Annotated in this window: 11 protein-coding genes and 2 pseudogenes; 9 read left to right on the forward strand and 4 right to left on the reverse strand. The window is 64.0% G+C overall.

Features of this window, described 5'->3' with window-relative positions:
• Positions 1-90: 90 nt before the first annotated feature.
• The gene (locus tag ACZ5IK_RS44250) at positions 91-309 is read right to left on the reverse strand and encodes a hypothetical protein (RefSeq protein WP_465493203.1); all 219 of its coding nucleotides are present in this window, start codon (positions 307-309) and stop codon (positions 91-93) included.
• Between the two features lie 194 nt (positions 310-503).
• Between ACZ5IK_RS44250 and ACZ5IK_RS44255 the strand changes: the two genes are divergently transcribed.
• A complete protein-coding gene (locus ACZ5IK_RS44255) occupies positions 504-1,505 on the forward strand; it encodes an IS481 family transposase (protein WP_465493204.1) in 1,002 nt (333 codons plus the stop codon).
• 167 nt (positions 1,506-1,672) lie between these two features.
• Here the strand turns inward: ACZ5IK_RS44255 and ACZ5IK_RS44260 are convergent, their stop codons facing one another.
• Positions 1,673-2,668, reverse strand: coding sequence for a hypothetical protein (locus ACZ5IK_RS44260; RefSeq protein ID WP_465493205.1), 996 nt, complete (start codon positions 2,666-2,668; stop codon positions 1,673-1,675).
• Positions 2,669-3,044: 376 nt separating this feature from the next.
• Positions 3,045-3,338, reverse strand: a complete 294-nt coding sequence (locus ACZ5IK_RS44265; RefSeq protein ID WP_465493206.1) for a hypothetical protein — start codon at positions 3,336-3,338, stop codon at positions 3,045-3,047.
• 1,034 nt (positions 3,339-4,372) lie between these two features.
• Between ACZ5IK_RS44265 and ACZ5IK_RS44270 the strand changes: the two genes are divergently transcribed.
• A complete protein-coding gene (locus ACZ5IK_RS44270) occupies positions 4,373-4,687 on the forward strand; it encodes a PadR family transcriptional regulator (RefSeq protein ID WP_465493207.1) in 315 nt (104 codons plus the stop codon).
• 349 nt (positions 4,688-5,036) lie between these two features.
• A pseudogene (locus ACZ5IK_RS44275) lies at positions 5,037-5,156 on the forward strand (zf-HC2 domain-containing protein); the annotation flags it as partial.
• Between the two features lie 3,405 nt (positions 5,157-8,561).
• Here ACZ5IK_RS44275 and ACZ5IK_RS44280 read toward each other — a convergent pair.
• A pseudogene (locus tag ACZ5IK_RS44280) lies at positions 8,562-9,792 on the reverse strand (IS3 family transposase).
• Positions 9,793-10,175: 383 nt separating this feature from the next.
• Here ACZ5IK_RS44280 and ACZ5IK_RS44285 point away from each other — a divergent pair.
• From ACZ5IK_RS44285 to ACZ5IK_RS44310, 6 genes are all read left to right on the forward strand, one after another.
• Complete coding sequence (locus ACZ5IK_RS44285; protein WP_465493208.1) at positions 10,176-10,985, forward strand: methyltransferase; 810 nt, start codon at positions 10,176-10,178, stop codon at positions 10,983-10,985.
• A gap of 333 nt (positions 10,986-11,318) precedes the next feature.
• On the forward strand, positions 11,319-11,699 hold the full coding sequence (locus ACZ5IK_RS44290; protein ID WP_465493228.1) for a response regulator transcription factor: 381 nt from the start codon (positions 11,319-11,321) through the stop codon (positions 11,697-11,699).
• 305 nt (positions 11,700-12,004) lie between these two features.
• The gene (locus tag ACZ5IK_RS44295; RefSeq protein WP_465493209.1) at positions 12,005-12,931 is read left to right on the forward strand and encodes a DNA-processing protein DprA; all 927 of its coding nucleotides are present in this window, start codon (positions 12,005-12,007) and stop codon (positions 12,929-12,931) included.
• A gap of 44 nt (positions 12,932-12,975) precedes the next feature.
• Complete coding sequence (locus ACZ5IK_RS44300) at positions 12,976-13,536, forward strand: hypothetical protein (protein ID WP_465493210.1); 561 nt, start codon at positions 12,976-12,978, stop codon at positions 13,534-13,536.
• A 161-nt stretch (positions 13,537-13,697) separates the two neighbouring features.
• Positions 13,698-14,237, forward strand: coding sequence for a hypothetical protein (locus tag ACZ5IK_RS44305; protein ID WP_465493211.1), 540 nt, complete (start codon positions 13,698-13,700; stop codon positions 14,235-14,237).
• Positions 14,238-14,347: 110 nt separating this feature from the next.
• Positions 14,348-15,097, forward strand: a complete 750-nt coding sequence (locus tag ACZ5IK_RS44310) for a GP88 family protein (RefSeq protein WP_465493212.1) — start codon at positions 14,348-14,350, stop codon at positions 15,095-15,097.
• Positions 15,098-15,103: the final 6 nt, after the last annotated feature.

A 15,103-nucleotide genomic window follows, 5' to 3' on the forward strand; every position in this document is an offset into this window, starting at 1 on the left:
ACCGCCGCGATCTGGCACAACGACAAAACCGGACAGCCAGTCATGCGGTCGTTAACCGCCTACGACCACTGACACCTTGGAATCAATCATCTAGAGGCCGATGGGGCAGAGGAGGCTGGTGGTGACGCCACCGAGGCCGATGAGGCCGCCGCCGAGGCCTTCGCCGTCTTGGCAGGCGACGAGAACTGGGGTGTCCTCGGCCGCTGATCCACGCGACGGCCCAGGTGGTTCCGGACGTGCCCGGCGAGGTGCGCTCGGAACCGCACTGCGGCCTGCCCGCACGATGACCCACCCCGTGGTCTCGCCCACCTTCCATCTCCCACAGTTCATGGCGGACAAGTAGCGTGGCCAGTCATCGTGACCTCGCCCACCAGCGATGCCAACTAGCTGTTGCGGGTCGTGACGTTGGTGACGGCTGGTGGGGCCTGGATGCTGGGGACGGGTCTTTCGGCGGCAGGATGTGAAGTGCGACCAACACGTCCGCCGAGCAGAAAGACCCGTCCGTGTCACACCGTAATGCCCCGCTGTCCGTTGAGGGCCGCCGCCGGCTCGTCACACGTTGCCAGTCCCGTCCGATCGCGCATGTGGCCGCTGAGATGGGTATCTCCCGCCAGTGCGCGTCGAAGTGGGTCAACCGCTGGCGCCGCTACGGCGAGACCGGCCTGCAGGATCGTCCCAGTGTTCCGCACCGTCAGCCCACCGCCATCCCCGCGCAGGTGGTAGCCCGGATCGAACGGCTACGCCGGCAACGGAAGTACTCCGCCCGCCGCATCACCACCGAACTGACCGCCGAGGACGTCACGATCTCGACACGCACCGTCGGACGCCATCTGCTGCACCTCGGCCTGAACCGGCGCCGGTTCCTCGACCCCACCGGCGCCACCAACCGCGAACCACGCCGCATCATCGCCCGCTGGCCAGGACACATGATCCACCTCGACGTGAAGAAAACCGGCCGCATCCCCGACGGCGGCGGCTGGCACGTCCACGGCCGAGACAGCGAACAGAACCGACGCGTCGCCCGCGGCAAAACCCGCGGCGGCCGGGCCCGCTACACCTACCTGCACTCCGCCATCGACGGCCACTCCCGCCTCGCCTACACCGAAGCCCTCCCCGACGAGAAAGCCCGGACCGCGATCAGCTTCACCCGCAGGGCCCGCGCGTTCTTCGCCGCCCACGGCATCACCCACATCGACCGCATCGTCACCGACAACGGCTCCTGCTACCGCGCAACCGACTTCGCCACCGTCCTGCACGGAGCCCGCCACCAGCGAATCACGCCCTACACCCCACGCCACAACGGCAAAATCGAACGCTACAACCGCATCCTCACCGAAGAACTCCTCTACGCCAGAACCTGGACCAGCGAACAACAACGCTCAACAGCCCTGCACACCTGGAACATCCACTACAACTACCACCGCCCCCACACCACCGCCGAAAACCAACCCCCAGCAACCCGACTCCACACCCACGTCACCAACGTCACGACCTCATACAGCTAGGTGTCAGCGCAGGTCAGAGGCGTAATCAGGGCATCTCCGGTCGGTAAAGACCGTTGGCAGCTCATCGCATGGATCCGCTCGCAGATCGCGAAGGCCAGGGCCCACAGAGCACGAGGCTGCGGCGATCAGCGTGTCGGACTGTCTTAGTGCCAACCATGAACCGATAGTCAGACCGGCGGACGGGCGTAGGTGACCGAGTACGGATTGCCGTGGATGACGAACGGCAGCGTGCCGCCGTTGTCCTGTACGAAGGCATTGATCCGCCAGGTCCCGCACCCGCTGGCCGGCTGCGTCACCGTTAGCTGCCCGAGGAGCCGCAGGTGATGCAGATTCCCGCTCACCGCCGCGGTTTCCGAGGGCGTGGCCTGGGCGACGCAGCCGGGCGCGGCTGAGGACGGCGTCGCGACCGTCCGGAACCGCACCATCGCGGTGTTGGCCTTGCCGGGATAGGTGGTGCCGTCCGGGCAGGCGTTGCCGCCTTCGCCGTAACAGCTTGTGGCGAAGAGATCGGCGGTGGCCAGGAACCTGGTGGCTCCCGGCAATGGGGTGTAGTCCACCGGGTTCACCTGCTTGCCGGGCGCATCCATCCCGAGGAAGGTGTTCTGCGAGGACCCGAACGTCTGCGCGAAGCCCTCGGGACCGATGGCTCCGTCGATGTCCCCGATGAACCCGCTGTACAACCTGGCGGTCTCGCGACCGGGCTGGCCGGGCTGCCCGGCCGCGTACCCGTTGAGGACGTACGCTCGCAGCAGGCACTCGTAGTTGCCCGTGGTGGCTGGCTTGAACAGCATGCGCACGACGAGCGTGACCCTGCCGCCGCCGTGCAACAGGTTCTGGCCGCTCCAGATCTGCCCGTGCTGGGTCGCCGTGTTCGGCAGCGTCGTGCCGCCCACCGGCTGGCAGGTGATCTTGTGCCCGATCGCGATGGCGGACACCGCGCCGTCCACTCGGCCGTCGCCGACCTCAATCTCACTGCGCAGGTTGTGCGAAGTGCCCGCGGTGACCGTGCCGAGGACGAGCCGGGCACGGACCTCGCCTTCGCCGCCGGGTGACTCCACCATCGTCACCGGCGCGGCCTCGGCGATCTTGTCGTAGGCATGGGCGGTTCCGGCGAGCACCGGAATTAGGAACAGGGCACTGAGTATGGCCAGAAGGGTTCGCACGCCTCCCACCATGCCGCAGGCGACTACGCCTCGGAAGGGTCTTCGACGTGACCATGATCGTGCTCCCACCGCAGGTGAGTCGTCGGACCCCTTCCATGCCTACACCGCACCAGCGCATGAGGGCCCGACGACGATCGGCGAGTCGCCGCGGCCCACTCGGATGGCTCAGCGATGATCAATCCAATGGCATATTCACCAACGTTGGCCAAGATCAACGAGATTTGGTCATAGAAATTGAGAATCTACGGACGTGTAGGTTCTCGCCACTCGTGACATGTGGATCCTGACGGCTGTACCAGCCCGACCGGGCAGGTCGGGCTGGTACAGCCCGACCTGCCCGAAGGTTCTCATCGCGGCAGGAGAGTGCGTAGCAGCTCTAGAAGCGACGGTTCCAGGTACTTCGATGCCTGTTCGTGTCGCGCTGCCGCCTGGTGGCCAGGTCAAGGGCGTCGATCAGTGTGTGGTCTTCGTCGATGGCGTGGTGCAGGCGCCCGATCTTGCCGGTGCCGCCGTCCGCGTCGGAAGCACCGATGAGCTGCCACATGCCGTCGTCGGCATCGTGCTGGACAAGCAGGATCGGCTCGCTGCACTCGAAGACCTCAAGGGTCTGGATACAGGTGGTACGCAGAAGCCAGTGCTTCATCCACCAAGCCCGCCGATCGCGCTGCATGATCTGGTTGGCGACCCACCAGATGAACGGCAGGTCCTCATGGCACGTGCCTGGTCCGCGGTCAGGTCCGGGCCACCCTGCGGCACCCGCTCGAACGGGTCGTCGCTCAGCGAGAACGCATGCCCGTCCTCGTGTTCGAAGATGACGGCGTGGAAGGTTCCGCCCAATACCGCACATTCGAATATGTGCGCTGCACCAGTACAACGAGCAAGGTTGCATCTGTCACAACAAGAGCGCTTTACTCAATTTTCGCAGCTCACAAGCTCGCAAATCCACCACAGGCAAGACCGGCGCGCTCCTCGGCGCGGCCGGGGAGCCACCAGATCTGCAGGTCGACCCTGACTTCTTCTGTAGACCAAACGTGCGAACCGACGGGCCTGCTCGCTAAGCCACACGGCTGCGGCGCACGACCGGCAATCCCCCGCGCCATAGCCGATTCACTGTCGGTCCTCCGCCCGCAAGCGCTACGCCGCAGTTGAAACCTCTCCTGCTCGCTCCGTGGCGCCACGGTGAGCACCGGTGTGATGAATCCACCAGGCCGCAACCAGGCCGATGACCGCGTTGACGACCACGAACCACCCGGGAGCCAGCACGTTCCCGGTGTTCTGGACAAGCCACAGCGCGGTGATCGGCGGTTCCATCGCCGATCACGACGCCGATGTTCCATCCGGTCGCCACCCCGGTGTAGCGAGTGTCCGGACCGAATCCGACGATGATCGGTAAGTAGCGGCCATCCGTGGGCGCCGGCTTCCATGGCCCTGTGGTGCCACCGGCACCGGTCGCGGTACCACTCCATATCAGCTTGAGCATGCGGTAGGCGTCCGCGCGGCGCTACCTGTCCTTGGTTGCCGGTTCCTGCGTGGGCCACGATCGGCTCGGAGTCGGGCCAGCGTGTGGTGGCCAGGAGTCAACGCAGCACCCAACACGCCATCCGGCCCGTACCGATGACGAGGCCCGATGCCTTGATCATCACCCTCCCATCCCCCTGCCTACCTATGTAGCTTTACTCTGGCTACCTATGTAGGGTTAGCGGCATGAAGAGGACGAAGGCACTCGCCAGCGTGGCGGCCGCGTTCCTGGAAGACCCGGACGGGCGGCACTGGGGCTACGCCCTCAGCAAGGCCTCCGGCGTGGCCTCCGGCGTGCTCTACCCGATGCTGACCCGCTTCCTCAACGAAGGACTCGTCACCGACGGCTGGGAAGATCCCACCACCATCATCGAGAGGCGCCCCCCGCGCAGGTACTACGAGCTGACCGACAAAGGTCGGCTCGAACTCGCGACCGCGGCGCGCGTAGTCGAAATCTCCACCCAGGCTCGCGGTGCTCGCCTCGGGTGGGCGAATGGCTGAGCTAATCGAAGCCGCCGTCTTGTGGAAGACCTTGCTGGTCGCACTAGTGATCTACGGGTTCGCCCCCGGGTTTGTGCTGCGCCTCTTGGTGAAGCTCTACCCGAAGGACGACCCTCGCCGCCAAGAGCTCGTCGCCGAGCTGTATACCGTGCCCCGGTTCTGGCGGCCCTTCTGGGTCGCCGATGCCCTCGGCGCCGTCCTCCTCGAAGGACTCCCCCACCGCATCCGCGACATCCGGAACCGGCGACGGGCGAAGAAATCAAGATCGGCCCGGGAGTCCCGGCGCCCTTACGCGGCTGACGGAGGACGTGAAGCGACGGTCCGGGGTTGGGGCCGCCCCGAGTCGCATCTGCTTCCGGACGCCATCGTCGCCTTCGTCGACGACGAGCTGACCCCTGCCGCCCAGGACAGAGCGAGGACACACCTAGCCCGCTGCCTGGCCTGCACGGCCGAGGTCGCCACACAACGTCACCAACTACCGCCCGGCCACTAAGCAAAGACGACCCGCGCCGGTGAGAAGGCGTCGGCGGACGGGCGGCAGGTCGTGACCGGGGAAGCGGCGGTGTACTTCCGGAACCCACGACCTCGGAGTCGCATTCTGCTGCTATCAAAAGAACATCCAGCAGCACGAACCCATCCAAACCCGGCTCGACGATGAACGCCCCCGCCACCCTGCTCACCCCCATCGGCGGCGGCTACTTCTATACCCTCCCAGGCATCAACGACACCGCCGACTGGTACGCCTCCACTCTCCTCACCTCAAGCCGCTGACCGAAAATCAAGAACACCCCTCAGGATCTAGCAAACGAACAGCGCGATTCAAGGCCAGGAGCTGGTGCACTGGCTACTTGAGCCCTAGGTCGTGTACCGCACATTCGAATATGTGCACTGCACCGGTACAACGAGCAAAGTCACATCTGCCCGCAACAGGGTCGCTTCATTTAATCTCCGCAGCTCACAAACTCGCAGGTCCACCATGGGCAAGGTCAGCGCGCGGAGAATCGCCCACAGGTCAGGACGTCAGGTGGAAGGGTGTTGACTTCGAGGGTGCGCGCGGAGCGCAGCACGTTCTAGGTATTGAGGAACTCCTTGATGCTTCGCGGATTCGTGTCTAGGAGCGGGAGAAACTTTCTTAGGGCGTGCTCGGTGCCAGCGCGCGCTTGTGGTGAGACCAAGGCCCGTGCTGCCCCGCCGGCGAGCTCTTCCCGGGCCGCGGCAGCCAGAGTGCCGACAAGCGACTGCGTCCCCGAGCGACGGCCTGGCGAGTCCCGCTGAGCAACGACCACCACTGTGGCCCAAGTCGCGCCTGCCGCCAAGCGTCGAACCGAACCACGGTGAACTCACCGCTCAGATCGTCCTCGAGAAAGTTCAGCTAGCTGCTCTTGCCAGCGCCCCAAGGCCCGTCAAAGTGGATAAGGAACGAGACCGCAGGGTCCTTAACCCGCACTTCGCGGAGCTGCGCAGCCAACACCCCAGCCAGAGGCGTGCGGTTGAGGTTGTCGCCGCCCGTGCACGCGGGAGTGTCGGTCGCCCATCCGACCTTGGTCTCCGGCTCCTCGGAAGCAAGGCTGACCTCCGAGTCGTCCTGCACCTGCACCGTGGGCGGGAATGCAGCGCCAGTTCCGCTTGCAGATCCAACGATAGGATCTACAACCCGTGCCCGGCAATTGAGCCGCCGCCGCTCGACACCGGCCCGATCGGTTGATCGTTCGGGCCTGGATGCCGAGCCGAAACCACCAGCAGACCAGCCGCAGCCGACGCCGCAGAGATCGCCAGCCTGGTCGCACCAAAGGACGTCGCTTGACCGACGCGAGACTGGAGTCATGGCCCTGCTAGTCGGTAGCCGACAGAAGGGCCGCATCCAGCCTCGGAGGTCGCAGGTCGATATTGACATACATTGGTGAACCGCCAACGTACCGCAGCGGCAGCGCTACATTCTGCACCAGTTCGCGGGCGGGGCAGCCGAAGAGCATGGCTTGCCCCGCCCGCGAACTGGTAGGAATCGGGCTCAGTTGTTGCCGCGCCGAGACAACGCAAGCGCCTGACAAGTAACGGGCTTCCTCGGCTCCAGTTGAGCTGCTAAAACTGACAGGGAACCCTGAGGCCAAAAGATCTACAGCAGACTTCTCACGGCGGGGGCCTTAACTGCACCAGCCAACGTTCCACCGATCGATCTGATACGACGTGCCACCTCCTCCCCAAAGCCTGGCATGGATTCGTTTCCCACCGAAATCCCACACGTCATACAATCCTTGCCCTGCGTTCGTCCACCTCAGAATCGCGCCATTGAACCACAATGGCGTGTTATTCCGCGTGATGCACTGGTAGAGCGCCTGTCTCGACGCACCCTTCGCCGCGGGACCCGATGCCATGCTCGGATTCGGCGCACCGAAAACTGCGGACGAAGTCGACTCCGACGATGTCACACGTGTACCCGCGGACGCGGCTGACGCCGTGACAGCACTGACGCCGCAGGACAGCGCGCCCACTGCAGAAACCGTAGCGACAATTCGAGCCGCACGAGAATAACGAGAGCCCATGACCATGCTAATTTCCTCCCAAAAGAAACAACGAGATCAGGGAGGGACGATGCACGGGCGAGCACATACCCCGCGCAGTCCAGATTCCGCACAAAAGGCACACGAACGCCAAGAGGGGGTTCGGGAGACGGCGCCCTCCCCTGGAACCGCCTCCCGAACCACGGCGCCCACCAGGGGGTAGAGGAGGCGCCGATTCGAAGGCCTAGAGCACCGTCCCGAACGGGTAGCTCCGTGGTGACCTTCTGCCACAAGCTTGCCCAAAACCGTCCAGATCGTCAACTTTTTGGGACGATTTTCTAATTTAGTACTCTTAGTAATGACACTATCACCCTCAGCGTTTACCTTCATGGGGCAGGATGAGGGGCGCATCCCGCCGAGTTTTGCCGACACGACACAGACCGTAACTGCACCTTGCGAAGGACGACACCTCATGCATCGGGTTATCCAATGGTCAGGTGGCATCGGGTCCTGGGCGACAGCTGAACTTGTCGTGCAAGAACACCCTGACGACGAAATCACCCTCTTGTTCGCGGACGTCTTAATTGAAGACAGCCACCTGTACCGGTTCAACGCCGACGCGTCGACAAGACTGGGCATTCCCATTACCCGGGTCAGCGACGGCCGAGCTCCCTTTGAGTTGTTCAGGAGTCGCCGGTTTCTGGGAAACTCTCGAATAGCGCCTTGCTCTCGCGTGCTCAAACAAGTCCCCGTGCAGACGCTGGCTTGAAGCCCATCTAGCTCCGCACAATACCGTTCTCTATGTAGGACTAGAATCCTCCGAGCTCCGCCGGGTGCCGGGCATCGTGGCCGGCTGGAATCCTTGGCGCGTCGAGTTCCCACTGCTACGCCACACTTCCCCCACCAAAGAGGCTCTTCTCACTCGGTGTAGAGCGAGCGGCCTGACCCCACCTCGCTTGTACCGTCTCGGGTTCTCACACAACAATTGCGGAGGCCTGTGCGTTCGAGGAGGGCACGCGCACTGGCTCCGCACGTTGCGGGAGTTCCCCGACCGATTTCAGTGGCACGAGGAGCAGGAACTGCGATTCCGCGCCGAACACGGCGATGTCGCGATACTCAAGCACCCACACAGCGGTCACACGTCGCCACTTCTCTTGCGTCAACTACGCACCGACATCAACATGGCCGGTGACCAGTCCGGCGCATGCACCGACGAAAGTGACCTTGCCCGCCGCATGCGGTTGTTAGGGCTGGGCGAACTGCCGCAGGACCGGCGCCGCAGACACGCTGCCGGCCGCAACAGCAGACGCCGACCCCACCAACTGCCCTAAGACTGATTGAACCGCCCCGGGTTCGGTAGAGACTCGTTGCTGGGGTTAGTAGGCGACCAGGCTGGTCAGGTCGCCTAGCTCGTACAGGGTCTCGAACTCGGTCGGTGGCCGGTAGCCACAGGCCTCGTGTAGACGCCGGTCGTTGTACCACTCGACCCATGCGGCGGTGGCGGTCTCGACGTCTTTCTTATTGTGCCATGGTCCTTGTGGTTTGATCAACTCTGTTTGTATAAACCGATGGTGGATTCCGCGAGTGCGTTATCGTAGGCGTCGCCGACGGTGCCGATTGACGCGTCGATATCCGCGTCAATGAGACGTTGAGTGAACCGGAACGACGTGTACTGGCTACCCGCGTCGGAATGGTGGATAAGTTTGTCCTCCCCGCTGGTGTGCTGATAATCGCGGACCTGTAATCCGATATCGATGGCATCGAGGACCAGGTCTGCTTCCCTGGACATGCTCGCTTGCCAGCCGACGATCTTGCGGGAGAAGACGTCGATGGCGAAGGCGACGTAGACGGTGCCGGCCAAGGCGGCGACGTAGGTGAAGTCGGCTACCCACAGCCGGTTCGGTGCGCCCGCCGTGGACTGGCGGTTCACCAGGTCCGCGGCGCGCACACCGTCCTTGTTGGCGATCGTGGTACGAACGGTTTTGCCGCGCAGGGCACCGGTCAGACCCAGTCGACGCATGAGTCGTTCGACCCGGCCTCGTCCGACCTCAATGCCGTCCCGGCGCAGCTGTCGCCAGATCTTCCGGGCACCGTACACCCGATAATTCTCATCGAATAGACGTCGGATCTCTCGCATCAATTCCTCATCGCGAACCTCGCGCGCCGATTTCGGTCGTGAACGGGCGGCATAGTAAGTGGAGGGGGCGATCTTCACACCGAACTCGGTCAGCACGGCACAGATCGGCTCGACCCCGAACCGGTCCTTATATTCCGTGCTGAACGTTACGAGCGTGGCAGTCGAGGGTCGAGCTCGCTCGCGAAGAAAGCCGAAGCAGCCTTCAGAATCTCATTGGCCCGACGTAATTCCGCGACCTCCCGGCGCAGCCGCTTCAGCTCCTCGGACTCCTCGCTCGTCGCCCCCGGCCGGGCCCCGGCGTCGACCTCGGCCCGCCGCACCCACTTGCGCAACGTCTCACTGGACACGTTCACCTTCGCCGCGACCGAGCAGATCGCCTCCCACTGCGACGAATACTGCTCTACCTGCTCAAACACCAACGCAACGGCGCGTTCCCGCACCTCAGCCGAGTACCTGGGCCTCCGGGTCATGATCCACATCCTCACTCACACGAGGAGCCTCCATCAAACCCGGGGCGATTCAGATTCGCCTAGCAGCGCTGAAACCATCGGTTCTGTGCGCGCCAAGTGACCCGCCTCCTGTAGACGCAGGACACCTCGCGAGATGTGCCTACAGGTAAATGAATAGGTGGGTGAGACTCACGCCTCGTGTGTGTACGAAGTGGACACGGCATTCAAGCAGACCCACCCGCGGCGGCCGACTGGGAAATCGCGTTCCCGTACACAGAGAAGCCGCCGCAGGTGGGCCTGCTTCAGGACCGCTTCGTCCACCTCGCACACTCACCAAGGCGGTTTCCGTGGTGTCACGCCGAAGCGCTGGTTCCAATCGCGCGGTCCAATTTCCCGACGATCGAGTGAAGGCCATTCTCCTCGATGCCGAGATAGATGGGCCCCTATTGCGCCTACCAGGGAAACTCGACCGGGCAGACTACCTCGCCGTCGACCAGACGCTACAAGCGCTCGGAGGTAAGTGGAGTCGACGGCGCCGTGCGCACGTCTTCGACTCGGATCCCCGTCTTGCGATCGCCCGAGTGTTGGAAGGCGACGGTGTCCTGACCTCTGCTCGCAGCCGCGAAGGTTTCGTGGCCACTCCCGAAGCCCTGGCAGAGGAGATCGTGCGGACATACAGCGGGCTGTCACCGAACGCGGACACCCGTGTCCTCGAACCCTCCGCCGGGAACGGGGCTTTGGTGAAAGCGGTGCTGGACTACGCACCGTCGGCTCAGGTAGTCGCGATCGAGCCCAATCGGGAGCGTGCCCTGAGCATCGTTCGGCACCCGTCGACCACCGTCCACGTCGACACCTTCGAACGCTACGTGGAAACCAGGCCCGCTCCCTTCAGCTCGATCATCATGAACCCGCCATACTCGACCAGCGAGAGCCCGACGCTCTGGATCGACCACATGCACCTCGCCTGGCGCCTGCTCGCACCGGGAGGCCGACTGGTCGCGGTCCTGCCGAACGGAGTCACCTTTCGCCAGGACCGAAGGCATCGAGAGATCCGCGAACTCCTTCATTCCCAGGGCGACTACAGCGAACTCCCCTCCGATTCATTCATTTCGTCGGGGACTGGGGTCCGGACGGTCGTGGCCTGGATGTCCCGGCCGACTCTGCCCCAACCTTCTTTCGTCAGCCGATCGTCGACGAGCACACCGACGACGTAGACGACGTCGATGTGCTCGAAGGCAGCGCCGACCGAGCGGTCACCTTGATCAGGCGCAGGGTCCTGCTCGTCAGCAGAGCGTGGTACGGAAGGGGACTGTCCCAATCACTTAAGCGCAACGCGCTCCTTGAGTAGCCGCGCACCTAGCGCGCTCTGCCGCCGGCACTCATACACGCAATTCGAGCTTGTCTAGCAAGAACCACCCGAATGAGCCGGGATCCCCGAGCCGCGCACGTCATCCCGCGTGCTGCGCCCCGGCTCGGCTGGCTGGTCGTCGCACCGCGCCGCGACGACCAGCCAGCCCACAGCGAAAGGCTGAATGATGCGCAAGACAATGCCGCTCTCACCCACTGAGCTGGAGGTCCTCCAGAACATCGCCCGAGGCCTCGAGAATCGTGAGATCGCCGCGAAGACGTTCCGCTCCATCGAGACCATCCGCACCCACGTGAAGAGCATTCTGTACAAGCTCAGGGCCAGAAACCGGACCCACGCCGTAGCGATCGCCTACCACGTGGGCATCTTCCAAGGGCTTCCCCGTACAGACGAGCAAACCACCTCTCCGCTGACGCCGCCCGAGCCAGACCTCACTGTGCAGGTCCCGCCCGAGCATCCCGCCTCGGAGACACTGCCACCTACCGATCCGCCATCTAGGGCCAGCTCGCACGCCTCGAAGACTACGCGGCAAACCCGCTCAAGCCTACCGCCTCGACCCTGACAGCTGCGACATTACTCCCACTGTCCTTCCCCCGGCCCACCTCTGCACATCGCGTCGTGGGAGCCGGATTCAACCTTCCCTATGCCGTCCGTGAATCGCCCGCGCAGAGTGCTCTCAGCCGAGTTGTTTCGTTTCCCGGCAAGACTTCGCGACACTTCCGGCCGCCGCGGATCCCACGCTCGTTCAACACTCTCACCGTGAGATCCCGAACGCACTTGGCACCGGGGTCACCAGCGCACTCGTCCGGGCCTCTGAGCGCGCCTCCCCAGCAGAACTTCGCCTCTTCCCCCAGCCAGGAGAGCACTATGCGTCCCACGACAGTCCACAGTGCCTACGCCTACCTCTTGTCCTCCGCAACGCCACCCGCACCTGCCACCGTCACCTTCGTTCAGGAAGTCGGTGCCATAGAGGCAGTCCGGCTCATCTCCGCCGACCGCGCGCCCCTCGCGGTACTGGCCGAGCAGCGGCCGGGCGACCATCACGACGCTGCGCGCGACGCACTAACGACCGCAGCGCACCACCAGCACCGTCTCGTCACCCCACAGGACGACGAATGGCCCGCCAACCGGCTCGCCCGCACGTCCGCGTTCTACCCGCCCCTCGCTCTCTGGATCCACGGCGACGGACAGTTGAAGAACCTTGCCCGACGCTCGGTCGCGATCGTCGGTGCCCGCCGTCCCACGACCTACGGGAAGATCTACTCGATGGACATCGCCGCAGGGCTGGCCAGGCACGGGGTCACCATCTGGAGCGGCGGCACCGCCGGAGTCGCAAGCCAGGCTCACCGCGGAGCCGACAATGCCCAAGGAACCTCAGTAGCTGTCCTCGGCAGCGGCCTCCGGAATGACTACCCCGCGAACAACGAAAGCCTCCTCCTCGGACAGTCACCAGGCACCCTCGTAGTCAGCGAGTACAACCCCCTGACGATGCCGCCGACACCGAACGCCAATGCCCACAGCCGGCTGCTGGCCGCACTGACTCGCGTGTGCGTCATCATCGAACCCGGCCTCAGCCACGGAGCGATGGCTGTAGTCGCGCACGCCGAGAACCAAGGTTCCCCGATTCTGGCGTTTCCTGGCCCCGTCAACACCCTGACGTTCCAGCAGTCCCACGACCTGATCCGCACGGGACGGGCCACGCTGATCTCCGACGCCGAGCACGTGTTCGAGTGCGTCCCAGAACTCACTCGAACCATCGACCGGACGCCTGACGAAGAGACGCCGGAACCGTGACCGTCGGCGCTCCGTTTCCGTCCTGCCCCGACTGCCAAGACCCGATGGCACTTCAGTACGACACTGATTTCTGCGACACGAAATACGTCTATTGCAGCACTGTCGGCTGCTCGAACGACGGTGTCCCCGCTGGGGAGGTCGTGAGCGAACTCGGCCAGCCCGAGCCCGGTTGGCCTCGCCCAATCGCCGACGGCCTTCCTGTCCCGTGGATAGCACCGGTCATCGGTGACCGCGTCGCCTGGGCCGCACTCAACGCCAGCAGGCTGCGCGAGGCCGAGCAGAACTGGCTATGCCAAGTGTGCGGCTGCTACCTCGGCTCCGACCCGACAGCATGGATCGCCCTTGCGCAAGGGGAAGTAGCGGCTGGCGGAGCCATGCACAAGAAGTGCAGGCTCCAGGCTGGCGCCTGGTGCCCGGAGTTGCGTGACCCGTCTTATGTTTTCACCGAAGTCCACCAGTCCGATCGCGACTCCGACTGGGAGACCGTGTTCACGCGCCTGGCCGAATATGAGGAGCACCACGGACAGCTTCCTCGGGTCATGCCGCTACCCGCCAAGCACTACAACGCCGCATGTACGTACTCGCAGTGCGGGATGACGCGCTAGCAAGGCTCCATCCAAACACGGCAACGTCGGCACTCCGACATCTGCTTCGCGCCCCGCCGCGCTCGGCATTCACCCGGTCAGCCCGAGTTACATCAGCATAAAAGCCGTTTGATTCCGCAGCCAATACCCGATCAAACCATCAGCCCGAATGGAACCAATCAGTGATGAACTACGACGGTAACCGGTCCACTTCGCATGGAGCCCTCGGTACTCCGATCTACGACGAACTCACCGGCAGCCATGCCGCGCAGGAGGAGCACACCTCAACACCCGCCACGGAACCGGAGTCCGCATCATTCACCATAGGCGCCCTCGCCGTTTCTGCTGTCGTTCTCGACTTGTTCAAACGCCTCAAGCAGCTCGACAAGGGGACTGGCTGGAGTGGCGGGGACGTCATGGAGACACTCAACTTCTGGTTCGCTGAGTTCGGCATCGACGTGGACGTCGACGCGACGACTGCGGCCCAGGCGCTCCATACACCCGCCTGGCTCGCACGCTCTCTCAAGGTTCCGACCCCCGAGAGTCCGACAGTAGTCGTCCATGTGCGCACCGACAATCCAGAGCCCGTCGCCTGCGTTCGCCACTACATGGCAGGTCTGATCCAGGATCTTGGCGAGAACGCGAGCGTCGCCATCTTCGGCCTCGAGGGCGATCAGGTAGTCAGCATCATGCACGGCGCCACCTCCCCCGACGACCAGTGACGGCTGCCGGATACAGCATCCCAGCGTCACCCGGAATCGGCGTACGGTGGAAGTTGAAGATCTTGGTGTGGCCTCCCCATGCATCGAGTCGCATGAGGACGGAGGCCCTGATGACCCTGTTGCGCCAGAACAGTGAACTGAAGAAGCTCGGGATCTGGAACTGGTCACTACCCGCTTTCGCGGGCAAACTTCCCGACGGTCGAAACTACAACACCTGCCCATCGGCCGGCGTATGCGCGCAGGCGTGCTACGCCCGCAACGGCACCTACCGCTTCCCGAAAGTCAAAGCACGCCACCAGAAGAACCTGACGATGATCCTGGACGATCTTCCTGGCTGGAAGACGGCGATGCTAGAAGAGCTGTCCCACAACAAGTTCACCGACGCGTGGGTCAGAATCCACGACAGCGGCGACTTCTTCTCCCCTGCCTACCTCGCGACCTGGCTTGAGGTAATGCGGGCGCGCCCCCAAACTCGCTTCTACGCCTACACCAAGGAAGTAGCGATGTTCCGGGAGTTCGTTGAACCTCGTCCACCCCGAAACTTCTGGTGGGTCTACTCCTACGGTGGCACGCAGGACCACAGCCTCGATCCCGACGTTGACCGTATCGCCGACGTCTTCGCCGACGAGGCAGCCATCGACGAGGCAGGCTGGCACTCGCAGTCCGAATCGGACCTACGTGCCGTCATCGGTCCTGCACCGGTCGGCATCCCTGCCAACAACATCGCTCACTTCAAAGCCAGGCAGGCTGGTCGCCGCTGGAGCCATTGGCAGGCCAGTGTCGACGCGGCACGCGCCGAACGCCGCTCGCGTGCGCGCGATACCGCGAAGTCGAGCACCACAAACACCCAACCCACGTAGGCCCCT

This window comes from Amycolatopsis sp. NPDC031561 (assembly GCF_055580625.1).

Bases quoted from the DNA above. Each gene is read 5' to 3' on its own strand.
- ACZ5IK_RS44290 (WP_465493228.1), top strand. From the start codon at position 11,319: ATGCCGCTCTCACCCACTGAGCTGGAGGTCCTCCAGAACATCGCCCGA.
- ACZ5IK_RS44300 (WP_465493210.1), top strand. From the start codon at position 12,976: ATGGCACTTCAGTACGACACTGATTTCTGCGACACGAAATACGTCTAT.
- ACZ5IK_RS44265 (WP_465493206.1), bottom strand. From the start codon at position 3,338: ATGCAGCGCGATCGGCGGGCTTGGTGGATGAAGCACTGGCTTCTGCGT.
- ACZ5IK_RS44310 (WP_465493212.1), top strand. From the start codon at position 14,348: ATGACCCTGTTGCGCCAGAACAGTGAACTGAAGAAGCTCGGGATCTGG.
- ACZ5IK_RS44270 (WP_465493207.1), top strand. From the start codon at position 4,373: ATGAAGAGGACGAAGGCACTCGCCAGCGTGGCGGCCGCGTTCCTGGAA.
- ACZ5IK_RS44295 (WP_465493209.1), top strand. From the start codon at position 12,005: ATGCGTCCCACGACAGTCCACAGTGCCTACGCCTACCTCTTGTCCTCC.